The sequence below is a fragment of the Streptomyces manipurensis genome (assembly GCF_049570255.1).
Classification (GTDB): Bacteria; Actinomycetota; Actinomycetes; order Streptomycetales; family Streptomycetaceae; genus Streptomyces; species Streptomyces manipurensis.
In genome coordinates this window covers 4,556,181-4,569,063 of sequence record NZ_CP186950.1, presented here as the reverse complement: position 1 = coordinate 4,569,063, position 12,883 = coordinate 4,556,181, and the positions used below count along the sequence as shown (strand labels likewise).

The following is a 12,883-nucleotide window of genomic DNA, read 5'->3' as shown; positions in this document are numbered from 1 at the left end:
GGGCGGGTCACATCCGGGCGGAGCGGGGCGTCGGCGCGGCACCGCGTCGCGGACCGCTGACCTCCGCTTTTCCCGTCGCACGGTGGTGACGGGCACCCGGTCCCCCACTCGCACACGTTTTCCGGATTTTTCCGCAGCGGCCCCGCCTCCCCACCGGTGACCTCGCACACTCCGATCTCGTCGGGTGAGACGGCGTGGGGCAGAATCGACCCCATGAGCAGCCAGCAGCAGCCGACCGGCGAGCCGGTCTACCACGACCGGGTCTACCGCTCCTCCATGGGCGTCGTCTCGGGGGTTCTGCTGCTCGCGCTGACGGCGTGGCTGTGCGGCGACGCCGTCCTGCGCGGCACCGGCGCCACGCCCTGGATCTCGCTGGCGGTCGCCCTGTGCGTCGTACCGCTCATCGTGGCCTTCACGATCCGCCCGGCCGTCTTCGCCAACGACGACCGGATGCGCGTGCGCAATCCGTTCCGGATCATCGAGCTCCCCTGGGCGGCGGTGGACGCCGTACGCGCCGGGTACTCGGCCGAGGTGCTGGCCGAGGGGTCGAAGTACCAGCTGTGGTCGGTGCCCGTGTCCCTGCGCGAGCGCAAGAAGGCCAACCGCCAGCGGCTGCGCCAGGAGGGCCTGCGCGACCGGGAGCAGCGCGAGCCGGGCCAGCGGGTCCGGGTGCCGGCGGAGCCGATGCGGGCGAACGCGGACAAGGTCGTGGACCAGCTCCAGGAGCTGGCCGAGCGCGGTGCGGAGCGCCCCGGCGCCCAGGGCGGCGTACGGGTCCGGTGGTCGTACGAGATCATCGCGCCCGCGGTGGCCGGCGCGGCACTGCTGATCGTCCTGCTGGCGACGCGCTGACGGAGCGGCCGCCCGCCCGGCCCCTGCCGTGGCTCCCGCCACACGACCCTCCCGAACGGAACCGGCGCCGCCGACGCGTGCGTCCTCGCAGGTGTGCAGCGTCATGAGGCCGGCGGGAGCACCGCCAACGCCACCGCGATCGATCTCCGTCTCCGACTCACCGCCGGGGTCCTGCTCGCCGCCCACCTCCTGGTCGTCGGCTGGTTGACCCTGAGCCCCCTGGACCTCCCCTGGGCCGCCGCGAGCAATCTGACCCCGCTGGCGGGGATCAGGGCGGACCTGGCCCTCGGGCCCCTGGAGGCCGCCCGGCGGATCGGTGAGGGACTCGCGCTGCTGGCCCCGCTCGGGGTGCTGGTGCCGCTGGTCAGCGGACGGCTCTGGATGTCGCGGCTGGCCGAGTGGTCCTCGCTGGTGCGGACCACCGCCGCGGGCGCGCTGGTCTCGCTCAGCATCGAGATGCTGCAGAGCGGTGTCCCGGGCCGGGTCGTCGACGTGGACGCGGTGCTGCTGAACACCCTCGGCGTGCTGATCGCGCACGCGGCCGTCGTACCGGCGCTGCGGGCCCGGCTGCGGCGCTCACACACCGCTTATCAGGGGGACACCCCGAGGATTCCCAGGGTCGGCCTCGGCCCCTGGACCGACGTTCTGTCGGCGGTCCAGCGGGAGTATTGAGGCATCGCAAGGAAAGCGATCCCGACGAAGGAGAATCTCATGAGCGCCATGGTCCGCCCCCGTGACGGCCGCTGGATCGGTGGAGTCTGCGCCGGACTGGCGCGGCGTTTCGGAATTTCCGCGAACACGATGCGCGCCATTTTCGCCGTCTCGTGCCTGCTGCCCGGCCCGCAGTTCCTCGTCTACATCGCGCTGTGGGTGCTGCTGCCGAACGAGAAGTCCACCTCGGCCGCCTGGTGACGGGCCGGGCGGCGGCCCGTCGGCCGCCGCTCAGCCGGCCTTGCGGACCTTCTCCAGCTGCTTGTCCGTCACTTCCTGGGGCACCTGGGCCTTCTGGTCGGCGGCCGCCACGTTGAGGGCCATGAGCCGTACGACGGTGTCGCCCTGGCGTACGACGACCAGGTGGACCTGGGCCGAGACGCCCTGGGCGGCGGCGGTCATCGTCCAGCTGACGCTCTCGTCGCCGACCGCGCGGTAGTCGGCGGCGCGGACCTCGCGGTAGCTGCCGGTCTGCTTCTCGACGGTGGCGGAGAAGCCCGTGCCGCAGGCGGGGATCGCGGCCTTCAGGCGGGCGACCAGGGCCTTGGCGTCGCTCTCGGAGTAGGAGCTGACGGAGGCGGAGACGGCGAGTCCGACCTGCTTCTGCGATCCGATGCCGCGGTTGACGGTCTCGCGCGCCTTCGGATCCGGCTTGTCGCCCATGATGTCGGCCAGCGGCTGGCAGGCCTTCTTGTCGGCCTGCGGCTGGCCGTCCGGGGCGCCCGGGTTCTTGCCCTGGGCGGAGACCTGGTAGCCGGGCAGATCGCCCTGGGCGAGGGCGGCCCGCTCCGGCCGGCTCGCGCCGGCCGACGGCGCGGAGGATCCGGCGGAGGGTGCGGGGGCGCCGGGCGCGCCGGAGGCCGCGCCCGAGGAGCCCTTGGGGTCGGGGGCCTTGCCCGTCGCGGGGGTGTTCGTACTGCTGCACCCCACGGCCGCCATCAGCAGGGCGGGAACCAGCGCGACCATCGTCGCTCGTACCTTCATGCGCATGACCGAGAACCTCATACCCCGTACGTCGGCGGGCAGTTGGTGGTGATCGTGGCACACGGCACGACGTGGCGCCCACCCGCTCGAACGGGCGTGCGCCACGTGTGCGCGCGTACGGGTCCCGCAGGGATCAGGCGCCCAGGCCGCTCGTCGGCAGGCCGCCCAGGAGACCGGTCACCGGGGCGAGCGCGGCGGCCGGGTCGCTGGCCTGCTGGCCACCCTCGGCGCCCATCTGCTGCTGGCTGGTGACGCTCTGGAGCGCGCCGGTGGCGGTGCCCAGCGCGTCGGTCACGCCGATGGCGGGAACGGCGGCGGAGGCGGTGCCGGCGGCGACGGCGGCGAAGGCGGCACCGAGGGCGGCGACACCGAGGGTCTTGGCAGCTGACTGCTTCATGAAAGGGTTTCCTTGCGACGGGGAATTGAGCAGCTCCGCAAGTTAGTCACTGCGATCCCCCGCCCGCAAACATCCTTTAATACGAGGAAGCGCCCGGGAATTGTGTTTCCCGGGCGCTTCCCCTGTGTCACGCCATGGCCTACGCCGTGATGGAACCGCTGGTGGAAGCGGTCTGGCGGAACAGCCATTCCGACTTCAGCTCCGCATACCCGGGCTTGATGACCTCATTGATCATCGCCAGTCGTTCATCGAAAGGAATGAACGCGGACTTCATCGCATTGACGGTGAACCACTGCATGTCGTCGAGCGTGTAGCCGAAGGTGTCCACCAGGTGCTCGAACTCGCGGCTCATGCTGGTGCCGCTCATCAGGCGGTTGTCGGTGTTCACCGTCAGCCTGAAGTGCAGCTTCCGCAGCAGGCCGATCGGGTGCTCGGCGTACGAGGCGGCCGCGGCCGTCTGCAGGTTCGAGGTCGGGCACATCTCCAGGGGGATGCGCTTGTCCCGGACGTAGCTGGCCAGGCGGCCCAGCGTGACCGAGCCGTCCTCGGCGACCTCGATGTCGTCGATGATCTTCACGCCGTGACCGAGGCGGTCGGCGCCGCACCACTGCAGCGCCTGCCAGATCGACGGCAGGCCGAAGGCCTCGCCCGCGTGGATGGTGAAGTGGTTGTTCTCGCGCTTGAGGTACTCGAAGGCGTCGAGGTGGCGGGTGGGAGGGAACCCGGCCTCGGCGCCGGCGATGTCGAAGCCGACCACGCCGTTGTCGCGGTAGCGGTTGGCCAGCTCCGCGATCTCCAGCGCGCGGGCCGCGTGGCGCATCGCGGTCAGCAGGGCGCCGACCCGGATGCGGTGCCCATTGGCCTTGGCGCGGCGCTCACCCTCGCGGAAGCCGTCGTTCACGGCCTCGACGACCTCTTCGAGGGTCAGGCCGGCTTCCAGGTGCTGCTCGGGGGCGTAGCGGATCTCGGCGTACACGACGCCGTCCTCGGCCAGGTCCTCGGCGCACTCGGCGGCGACCCGGAAGAGGGCCTCCTTCGTCTGCATGACCGCGCAGGTGTGCGCGAAGGTCTCCAGGTAGCGCGGGAGGGAGCCGGAGTCGGCGGCTTCGCGGAACCAGACGCCGAGCTTGTCGGCGTCGGTCTCGGGGAGGTTCTCGTAGCCGACCTCGCGGGCCAGCTCGATGATGGTCCCGGGCCGCAGCCCGCCGTCCAGGTGGTCGTGCAGCAGCACCTTCGGGGAACGGCGGATCTGATCCGGGGTCGGCAGGTTGGGGGTGTCGCTCGTCATCTGCGCACTCTAACTCCTACGCGCGTAGAGCGGGGGGTCCGCGACGGCCGTCGATATGTAACAGAGACCGCGCGGACGGATGGCGTACACCTCCGCGTCTGAGACTGTTCCGCCATGGCACAGCATGCGCCGCCGGCGCGCGGGGCCCGCCTGGGGCGGGCGGCCGGCGCGAGAACCGGCTCGGGTACGACGGAAAGCCCGGTCAACGGGGTGGTGCTCCTGCTTCCCGGGGCCCTGAGATTCTCCCCCGGCCCGGTCCGTCCGCTCGCGCGGGCGCTGGCCCGGGCGGGCGCGGCGGAAGGGCTGGTCACGCACACCGTCATCCACGGCGGGGACTCCCCCCGGGAGGACCAGGCGCGCTGGGCGGCGGACGAGGCCGTACGGCGCTACGGCGACGTGGCGGTCTGCCTGGCCGGCTACGGGGCGGGCGGGCTGGCCGCGCTGCGCGCGGCGGGCCACGAGGCCGTCAACTCGGTGCTGGCGATGGCCCCCTGTCTGGAGGGGGCGTCCGCGTCGGACCCCCCTGAACCGGTGAAGCAGCTGTCGGGGCGGCACGTGCTGATCGTGCACGGCACCAACGACGCGCGCAGCGACCCGGAGCGGTCCTACCGGCTGGCGGAGCGGGCGAAGAAGGCGAACCGCACGACGTGCCGCTTCGAGGTGCACTCGGACGGGCACGGGCTGCGCGAGCACCAGGCGGAAGTGGTCGCCCTGGGCGTCGACTTCGTCCTGGGGGCGGTCTTCTCGGGGAGGTATTCGCGCCCGGTGACCGACGCCCTCGCCGCACCGCCGCCCCTCGGCCTGCGCATGCCCCTGGCCTCGGGCTTCGGGAGGTCACTGCGCGGCTGAGGCGGCGGACGCCGCGCGTAGAGTGAGGAGAGCGGGGGCTTCACTCCGGAGGCGATGGATCATGGCCGGACTGGTGTCCAGGAACTTCGACGTGGCCGACGAGACCCGGCCGTTCACGGACGGCAAGGGCAGGCTGGACCTGCTGGAGACGGGCGGCGCCGCCGTGGGGCGCGCCGTCTTCGAGCCGGGCTGGAAGTGGTCGGAGCACGTCAGGCCGCTGGCCGGGACGGACAGCTGCCGGGCGGACCACACGGGGTACGTGGTGAGCGGCCGCATGCACGTGGTCATGGACGACGGGGAGAGCGCCGACTTCGGTCCCGGCGACTACATGCGGGTGCCGCCGGGGCACGACGCGTGGGTCCTCGGCGACGAGCCCTGCGTGACGCTGGACTGGACCGGCTTCGCGGACTACGCGAAGCCCTCCGGCTGACGCGCCGGGCAGGGCGGGGCCGCGGCGCGGGCCTGCGGGCGGTGGTCGCGCCGGGGCGGTCGGGCCTGCCGCTCCGCCCCCTCACGGTCGGATGGCACCGATCGATCCGGCGCGACCACCACGGTGTGCGCGCCCGCACGGCGGGCGTCCCCCGTCCGCGTACCGCGCTCCCCCTCCACGCCGTCCCGCCACTCTGCCTCGCGGGCGGGTGCCGGATGCGCCCGATCAGGCGTCGTCTTGCCGCCTTGCGGGAACACGAGGGGTTTACGAACGGTGACGAACCGGGACCAATATGGCTATGCCAGCCGAGGAAGCCGGAGCGTCGCCCGGAGCCTCCGGGACGCCCGGGGTGTCCGCGGAGCTGAGCCCCGCCGCCCGTCGCCTGTACGCGTACGCGGTCGAGCGGCACGCCTTCGACGCGGCGGAGGCCACCGGGGCCCTCGGGGCGCGCGCGGCCGCCGCCATCACCGAGCTGGCCGCCGCGCACCTGCTCCAGCGGGCGCCGGGCGGCGGCCCGGACCGGTGGAGCGCGGTGGCCCCCCGGGCCGCGGCGGCCCGGGCCCTGGCCCCGCTGGCCCTGCTCGTACGGGAGACCCACGACGAGATGGACCGGCTGCGGGGGCGCCTGGAGGCCCTGGTGCCGGCTTACGAGGCCGGGGCGGCGCACCGGGACCTCGCCGGGTCGGGGCGGCTGGAGCTGGTCACCGACCTGGGCGCGGTCCGGGGGCTGATCGCCGAGCTGGTCGCGGCGTGCGAGCGGGAGCTGCTGACCTCGCAGCCCGGCGGCGGCCGGCCGCTGGAGAGCCTGGAGGAGTCGATCGGGCGGGACGAGTCGCTGCTGACCCGCGGGGTCCGGATGCGGACGATCTACCAGCACACGGCCCGCTACTCGCGGCCGACGGCCGCGTACGTGGAGCGGGTGACGGCACTGGGCGCCCAGGTGCGGACGCTGGGCGACGGGCTGATGCGGATGCTGGTCTTCGACGGGCACACGGGCCTGATGTCCGTGCCCGACCGCACCGGGGCGGCCCTGGTGGTGCGGGAGCCGAGCGTCGTGCACTTCATGACGTCGGCCTTCGAGCGGTCCTGGCCGGGCGCGGAGCCCTTCCCCACGTCGGTGAGCCCGGACGCGGCGCGCTCCCTCTCGGACGAACTGCGCCGCACCATCGTGCGGTTGCTGTCCGAGGGGCTGGAGGACAAGGTCATCGCCCGCCGCCTGGGCATGTCGGAGCGGACCTGCCAGCGCCACATCGCGGAGATCATGCGGGCGGTCGGCGCGAAGTCCCGCTTCCAGGCCGGGTGCCTGCTCTCGGGGCATCCCCCGCGCGACGGTGCCGGGGGTGCGTGCGCGACGTAGCCCCGTCAGGCGGCGGGCGGTTCCAGTTCCGGGATCAGGCGGCCGCGGTGGGAGAGGAGGAAGCGCTTGAACTCCGCGACCGGCGGGGTGTCCGGATGGCCGTCGAGCCAGGCGACACCGATCTCGCGGACGGCGCGCGGCGCGGTGACGTTCAGCTCGACCACCCCGGGCCGGGCCACGGCCGGGGGCGGCAGCAGGGCCACGCCGAGGCCGGCGGCGACCAGCCCGCGCAGGGTCTCGGCCTCCTCGCCCTCGAAGGCGACGCGCGGGGTGAAGCCGGCTTCCGCGCACAGGTCGTCGGTGATGCGGCGCAGTCCGTAGCCGGCCTCCAGGGTGACGAAGGTTTCCTCCGCGGCCTCGGCGAGGCGGATGCGCTTGCGGCCGGCGAGGCGGTGGTCGTCGGGGACGACGAGGCGCAGCCGCTGTTCGTCGAGCCGGCGGGTGACGAGGTCGGGGGCGTCGGGCAGCGGCGAGGTGAGGCACAGGTCCAGTTCGCCGGCGCGCAGCTTCTCCAGCATGGCCTCGCCGTAGTTCTGGACGAGGGAGAACCGGATGCGGGGGTGGTCGGCGCGGAAGGCGCGGATCAGGCCGGGCACGGTCTCGGAGCCGAGGGTGTGCAGGAAGCCGAAGGCGACCTTGCCGTAGGCCGCGTCGGCGTCCTGCTGGACGGACTCGGCGGCGCGGGCGATCCCTTCGAGGGCCTGCTCGGCGGAGGCGAGGAAGGTGCGGCCCGCGGTGGTGAGGGCGACCGTGCGGCCCTTGCGGGCGAACAGGGAGACGCCCAGGTCCTGTTCGAGGCGGACCATCGACCGTGACAGCGTGGACTGCGGGACGCCCAGCTCGTGGGCGGCGCGGGTGACGTGCTCGTGCCGGGCGACCGCCACGAAATGGGCCAGCCGGGGCGCCAGCAAGGTTGTCACCGGCATGTCTTCTACGTAACGGTTCGTCGACACCCGCGCTCCTGACCTCTACTGATGCGGCTGTGGATCGATTATCGCGATTCTGTGCATTGGACGCATGAAAAACACGGGCCTACCGTCGAAGGCATGCCTCCCGTTCATACCGGGGCACCCGTCATCCCGGGTGCCTCCACCGCGTCGTCCCCCGCACCGGAACCCCTCTCCCCCGGCCGCCCCGGCTACCGCCGGATGAGCCTCGCGCTCTTCGCCGCCGGACTGGCGATCTTCGCCCTCCTCTACTCGACCCAGGCGCTGCTGCCCGCGATCTCCGCCGACTTCGGCGTGACGGCGGGGCAGGCCAGCTGGACGGTCTCCGCCGCCACCGGTGCCCTCGCCCTCTTCGTGCTCCCGCTCAGCGCGCTGTCGGAGCGGTTCGGCCGCACCCGGATGATGACCTGCTCGATGGTGGTGGCCGTGGGCGTCGGCCTGCTGGTGCCGTTCGCCCCGAACCTGGAGTGGATGGTCGTCCTGCGCGCCGTCCAGGGCGCGGCGATCGCCGGCGTCCCGGCGTCCGCGATGGCGTACCTGGCCGAGGAGGTCCGGCCCCGGGCGCTGGTCGGCGCCATCGGCCTGTTCGTGGCGGGCAACTCCATCGGCGGGATGAGCGGCCGCCTCGTCACCGGCTGGGCGGCGCAGCTGTGGGGCTGGCGGGCCGGGCTGGCGGCCGTCGCCCTGATGGCGTTCGCGTGCGCGGTCGCCTTCCTCGTACTGCTGCCCCGGGCGCGGTTCTTCCGCCCCGCCTCGCTGAACCCGCGCGCGGTGGGCCGTACCGTCGCCGGACACCTGCGCGACCCGCTGCTGCTGCGGCTGTACGGCATCGGCGCGCTGTTCATGACGGTGTTCGGCGCGGTGTACACCGTCATCGGCTACCGCCTGGTCGACGAGCCGTTCTCGCTCGGGCAGGGCGTGATCGGCTCCGTGTTCCTGATCTACCTGGTCGGCACCGTCTCCTCCGCGGCCGCCGGGAAGCTCGTCGCCCGGACGGGCCGCCGCGGAGCCCTGTACCTGGCCGTGACCACCACGGCGCTGGGACTGCTGCTGTCGCTGTCGGACTCCCTCACGGCGGTCGTGCTCGGACTCGTCCTGATCACCGCCGGCTTCTTCGCCGGACACGCCGTCGCCTCCGCCGCGGTCAGCCGGACCGCGAAGACCGGCCGCGCGCAGGCCTCCGCGCTCTACCAGTCCGCGTACTACCTGGGCTCCAGCGCGGGCGGCACCCTCGGCGCGCTCGCCTACCACGAGGCCGGGTGGGCGGCCACGGTCGGGATCGCGCTGCTCGCGGTGCTGGGCGTCGTGTCCATCACCCTCTACGGGACGCACGCGGCCCGCGCACAGCGGCGCATACCGGCGTCCGTGGCGGGCGCGCGCTGACGGAAGGTTCGCTTCCGTCCGAGGCGACTCCTGCTCGTTTTCCGGGCATTGAACCGGGAGAACGAAGTGCGGTGAGCAGGGGAGGACCGGATGGGGACGCGAACGGCGCGCGGGCGCGGGCGGATTCGGACGCCGGCGGGGACGCGAATGCGGATGCGGCAGCGGATGGCGGTTCTGGGCGGGGCGGCGGCCCTGGCGCTGCCGATGGCGGTGGCCGGGGCCGGCGGGACGGCGCAGGCCGCCTCCTGCAACCTGTCCACCGGCCCGCACCAGAGGCAGGTGGAACGGTTCCTGGGCCGTCCCGTCGACGGGAAGCAGTCCGCGGCCGACTGCACGGCCGTGAGGTCGTTCCAGACCACCCACGGCATCACGCCGGCCCAGGGGTACGCGGGCCCGCTGACCTGGCAGACGATGAACACGATGCTGGCCCAGCGGGCCGCCGGCCGCACCCCGAACAAGGCCGGCGCCTGCCCGGTGGACCGCGGGCGGATCGCCTGCGTCGACCTCACCCGCCAGCTCAGCTGGATCCAGGACGGCGCCACCCTGAAGTACGGCCCCGTGCCGGTGCGCACCGGCAAGAACGGCACGGAGACCCGGACCGGCCTCAAGAAGATCTACCAGCGCAGCATCGACCACTGGTCGACGCTCTACGGCGTGCGGATGCCGTACGCGCAGTTCTTCGACGGGGGCATCGCCTTCCACTCGACCACCAAGAGCATGTGGAACCCGCCCGGTTCGGCAGGCTGCGTGAACATGCGCTCCGCCGACGCGAAGGCGTACTGGAACCTGCTGGGCAAGGGCGAGGACGTCTACGTGTACGGCCGCAAGCCGGGTACGTGAGGCAGCGGCCGCCGTCCGGGCGCCCGTGCCCGGACGGCGGTCAGCCGAAGGCGGCGGGCACCGGCGGCGTGCGCTCCAGCCGCTCCAGCCGGTCCAACCTGCGCAGGCTGGAACGGCGTTGCACGAGGGAGAGGCCCGCGACCGCCGTGCCGAGGGCCAGCCAGCCCGCCGGGCCGGCGGCCATCACCACGCCCGTCAGCAGCAGCGGCCCGGCGGACTTCTGCACGGACTGCGCCATGCCCGCCACGCCCAGGTACGAGGCGCGCGCCTCCTTCGGCGCGAGACGGACCGCCAGTTCCCACGAGCTCACCGACCGGACCAGCTCGGCCGCGGTGGCGAGCACCGCGGCCGCGAGCAGGGCGGCCGAAGCCCCCCACACTCCGCCCGCCCCGGCGCCGGCGAGCAGGGCGCAGCACGCGAACGTCGCCACCCCGTACAGGGCGACGGCCCCGGCGGCCTGGCGGGCCGTTTCGACCCGCGCGGAGACCTGCAGCTGGAGGAGGACGACGAGCACGGTGTTGACGACGAGGAAGGCGGGGATCAGCTCGTGCGGGGCCTCGGTGCGGCCGACCAGCCACAGCGGGATGCCGATGCCCAGGATCGAGTCGTCCAGGTGCATCGGGATGTCGAGCAGGACGAAGCGCAGGTAGCCGCGGTCCCGCCACGGGCCGCGCCCGGCGGGGGCCGCGGCGGCGGCCGGTCCGGTGGCGTCGGCCGGTCCGGCGGGCGGGACGACGAGGCCGTGGCCCCGCGGCTCCTTCGTCCGCCACACCAGGGCCGCCACGACGAGGAAGGACAGGGCGTCGGCGAGGATCAGCACCTGGTAGGCGCCGCGGGTGCCGACGGCGAGGCCGATCGCGGCGAGGCCGGCGCCGAGCGCGTAGCCGGCGTTCGCCGAGCTGCGGGACAGCGCCTGGTAGGTGGCGCGCCGGTCGCCCGCGACCCGGGTGGCGAAGAGCATCTCCAGGGTCTTCGCGCCGCGGTCGCCGAGGTGGGTGACGGCCACCACGAGCAGCAGCAGCGCGAAGTCGGTGACGACGAGCATCAGGCAGAGCGTGCCGAGGCGGAGCAGGTGGGCCCCGATCAGCAGGGAGCGCACCGGGAAGCGGTCGGCCAGGTGGCCGGCCAGGGGCGACCCGGCGATGCCGGCGACCCCGGACGCTCCCAGCAGCAGGCCGACCTGTCCTGCGTCGAGGCCGATGACGAAGGTGAAGTACAGGACGCAGGCCGCGGCCCACACCCCCGTGCCCGCGCGGTCCAGCAGCTGGGCGAGGAGCATGATCCGCGCGTCGCGGCCGCCCGGGGGGCGGCGCAGCTGAGCCCACAGACCGGACCGCCCCCGTCGCTCGGTCCCGTCCCTCGGCCCCTTCCGGATCCCGCCGCCGCGCCGCACCCCGTACCCCCCGTCATGTATCTCGATGTCGAGATACAAGGGAGCCTGCCGGAGGTTCATCTCGACGTCAAGATACTTGACGTCGACAGACCTGCCGGGATCTGCCGGGGAGGGCGCTTCCGGCTGCCGTTGTCGGACCCCTCGGGTAGGTTCCGAAGGAGCCACGACGACCAGGGGGACCGATCGACATGAGCGACCTCGCCACCACCACCGAGCTCGACGCGGCGATGGACCGCTACCGGGTCGAGCTCACCGGCTACTGCTACCGGATGCTCGGCTCTTCCTTCGACGCCGAGGACGCGGTGCAGGACACCTACATCCGCGCCTGGCGCAGCCACGAGAAGTTCGAGGGCCGCTCCTCGCTGCGCTCGTGGCTGTACCGGATCGCCACCAACGTCTGCATCGACCTCCTCAACGCCGGCAACAGGCGGGCCCGTCCGATGGACCTCACCGCACCGCAGCACCAGGCCTCCGCCGTGCTCAACGAGCGCCCCGAGGTGACCTGGCTGGAGCCCGTCCCGGACGGACGGGTGCTGCCGCAGAGCGCCGACCCGGCCGAGGCGGCCCTCGCCAAGGAGTCCGTACGGCTGGCGTTCGTGGCGGCCCTCCAGCACCTGCCGGCCAAGCAGCGGGCGGTGCTCATCCTGCGCGAGGTGCTCGCCTGGAAGGCGGACGAGGTCGCGCAGCTGCTGGACACCACGGTGGCCTCCGTCAACAGCGCGCTGCAGCGGGCCCGCGCCACCCTCTCCGGGCAGCGGCTGCGCGCGAGCGAGCCCGCCGACCCGCTGGACGCCGAGCAGAAGAAGCTGCTGGAGCAGTACCTCTCCGCCTTCGAGGCCTACGACATCGGCCGGCTCACCACGCTCCTGCACGAGGACGCGGTCCTGTCGATGCCGCCGTACGACCTGTGGTTGCAGGGCAAGGAGGACATCGCCGCCTGGCACCTCCACCAGGGCATCGGCTGCAAGGGCTCCCGCCTCGTCCCGACCACGGCGAACGGCATGCCGGCCTTCGGCCAGTACCGGCCGCGCGAGGACGGACTGCCCGGGCACACCCCGTGGGCGCTCCAGGTGCTGGAGGTCTCAGAGGGCCGGATCGTCGGGCTCAACGCCTTCCTGGACACCGCGCGGTGGTTCCCGCTCTTCGGGCTCCCCGAGCAGCTCGACGAGGCCCACGAGGTCCAGCAGGAGGCGTAGCGGGGGCGCGGCCCCGGTCACCCGGAACGGCCTCCCCCCGGCGGCGAGCCGCAGCCGGGCCAGCACCTCGACGGCGCCGAGGCCCGGCGCGGTGACGGCGCGCACGTCGCACTCCACCGCGCGGGCCCCGTCGGCGTAGAGCCGGGCCAGGCGTGCGCAGAGCGCGGCGGCGTCGCGCGCGTTCGGGGCGGGTCCGGACAGGACGAGTCGGGTGGTCTCCACGAGGGGCTGACTCCCCCGCCCGCCGGAACTCATC

General features: G+C 73.5%; 15 protein-coding genes. 9 read left to right on the top strand and 6 right to left on the bottom strand.

What is annotated here, in order from left to right:
- Positions 1–213: 213 nt before the first annotated feature.
- The 3 genes from ACPU2J_RS21275 to ACPU2J_RS21265 all read left to right on the top strand — a co-directional run bounded on the left by ACPU2J_RS21275 (position 214) and on the right by ACPU2J_RS21265 (position 1,764).
- Positions 214–852 (top strand): PH domain-containing protein, encoded by a 639-nt coding sequence (locus ACPU2J_RS21275; RefSeq protein ID WP_361590824.1) that lies wholly within the window; start codon positions 214–216, stop codon positions 850–852.
- Positions 853–945: 93 nt separating this feature from the next.
- The gene (locus ACPU2J_RS21270; protein WP_365069914.1) at positions 946–1,524 is read left to right on the top strand and encodes a VanZ family protein; all 579 of its coding nucleotides are present in this window, start codon (positions 946–948) and stop codon (positions 1,522–1,524) included.
- Between the two features lie 39 nt (positions 1,525–1,563).
- Complete coding sequence (locus tag ACPU2J_RS21265; RefSeq protein WP_423833821.1) at positions 1,564–1,764, top strand: PspC domain-containing protein; 201 nt, start codon at positions 1,564–1,566, stop codon at positions 1,762–1,764.
- 30 nt (positions 1,765–1,794) lie between these two features.
- Here ACPU2J_RS21265 and ACPU2J_RS21260 read toward each other — a convergent pair whose 3' ends face one another.
- The 3 genes from ACPU2J_RS21260 to ACPU2J_RS21250 all read right to left on the bottom strand — a co-directional run bounded on the left by ACPU2J_RS21260 (position 1,795) and on the right by ACPU2J_RS21250 (position 4,232).
- Positions 1,795–2,553: a hypothetical protein gene (locus ACPU2J_RS21260; protein ID WP_420079812.1), complete on the bottom strand. Its 759-nt coding sequence runs from the start codon at positions 2,551–2,553 to the stop codon at positions 1,795–1,797.
- Between the two features lie 127 nt (positions 2,554–2,680).
- Positions 2,681–2,944 (bottom strand): hypothetical protein, encoded by a 264-nt coding sequence (locus ACPU2J_RS21255; protein ID WP_361590832.1) that lies wholly within the window; start codon positions 2,942–2,944, stop codon positions 2,681–2,683.
- Positions 2,945–3,083: 139 nt separating this feature from the next.
- Entirely contained in the window at positions 3,084–4,232 is a 1,149-nt protein-coding gene (locus ACPU2J_RS21250; RefSeq protein ID WP_361590834.1) for an adenosine deaminase, read from the bottom strand.
- Positions 4,233–4,346: 114 nt separating this feature from the next.
- On the opposite strand from ACPU2J_RS21250, the gene ACPU2J_RS21245 reads away from it, so the two are divergent.
- The 3 genes from ACPU2J_RS21245 (at position 4,347) to ACPU2J_RS21235 (ending at position 6,868) form a co-directional block, all read left to right on the top strand.
- Positions 4,347–5,081, top strand: coding sequence for an alpha/beta hydrolase (locus ACPU2J_RS21245; RefSeq protein ID WP_420079813.1), 735 nt, complete (start codon positions 4,347–4,349; stop codon positions 5,079–5,081).
- Positions 5,082–5,142: 61 nt separating this feature from the next.
- A complete protein-coding gene (locus ACPU2J_RS21240; RefSeq protein WP_399815109.1) occupies positions 5,143–5,511 on the top strand; it encodes a cupin domain-containing protein in 369 nt (122 codons plus the stop codon).
- A 298-nt stretch (positions 5,512–5,809) separates the two neighbouring features.
- A complete protein-coding gene (locus tag ACPU2J_RS21235) occupies positions 5,810–6,868 on the top strand; it encodes a LuxR C-terminal-related transcriptional regulator (RefSeq protein WP_420079814.1) in 1,059 nt (352 codons plus the stop codon).
- Positions 6,869–6,873: 5 nt separating this feature from the next.
- On the opposite strand, the gene ACPU2J_RS21230 is transcribed toward ACPU2J_RS21235, so the two are convergent.
- On the bottom strand, positions 6,874–7,794 hold the full coding sequence (locus tag ACPU2J_RS21230) for a LysR family transcriptional regulator (RefSeq protein WP_361590839.1): 921 nt from the start codon (positions 7,792–7,794) through the stop codon (positions 6,874–6,876).
- 120 nt (positions 7,795–7,914) lie between these two features.
- Here ACPU2J_RS21230 and ACPU2J_RS21225 point away from each other — a divergent pair, with 120 nt between their 5' ends.
- Both ACPU2J_RS21225 and ACPU2J_RS21220 read left to right on the top strand, forming a co-directional pair.
- The gene (locus ACPU2J_RS21225) at positions 7,915–9,198 is read left to right on the top strand and encodes an MFS transporter (protein WP_361590840.1); all 1,284 of its coding nucleotides are present in this window, start codon (positions 7,915–7,917) and stop codon (positions 9,196–9,198) included.
- Positions 9,199–9,363: 165 nt separating this feature from the next.
- Positions 9,364–10,038: a L,D-transpeptidase family protein gene (locus ACPU2J_RS21220; protein WP_399310164.1), complete on the top strand. Its 675-nt coding sequence runs from the start codon at positions 9,364–9,366 to the stop codon at positions 10,036–10,038.
- Between the two features lie 40 nt (positions 10,039–10,078).
- On the opposite strand, the gene ACPU2J_RS21215 is transcribed toward ACPU2J_RS21220, so the two are convergent.
- Positions 10,079–11,317, bottom strand: coding sequence for an MFS transporter (locus tag ACPU2J_RS21215; RefSeq protein ID WP_423833820.1), 1,239 nt, complete (start codon positions 11,315–11,317; stop codon positions 10,079–10,081).
- Between the two features lie 302 nt (positions 11,318–11,619).
- Here ACPU2J_RS21215 and ACPU2J_RS21210 point away from each other — a divergent pair, with 302 nt between their 5' ends.
- Entirely contained in the window at positions 11,620–12,627 is a 1,008-nt protein-coding gene (locus tag ACPU2J_RS21210) for a sigma-70 family RNA polymerase sigma factor (protein ID WP_420079816.1), read from the top strand.
- Here the strand turns inward: ACPU2J_RS21210 and ACPU2J_RS21205 are convergent.
- Positions 12,514–12,849 carry an STAS domain-containing protein gene (locus ACPU2J_RS21205; RefSeq protein ID WP_420079817.1) on the bottom strand — a complete coding sequence of 112 codons (336 nt, stop codon included), beginning with the start codon at positions 12,847–12,849 and terminating at the stop codon, positions 12,514–12,516. The two genes, ACPU2J_RS21210 and ACPU2J_RS21205, sit on opposite strands and share 114 nt — an antisense overlap.
- Positions 12,850–12,883 lie beyond the last annotated feature (34 nt).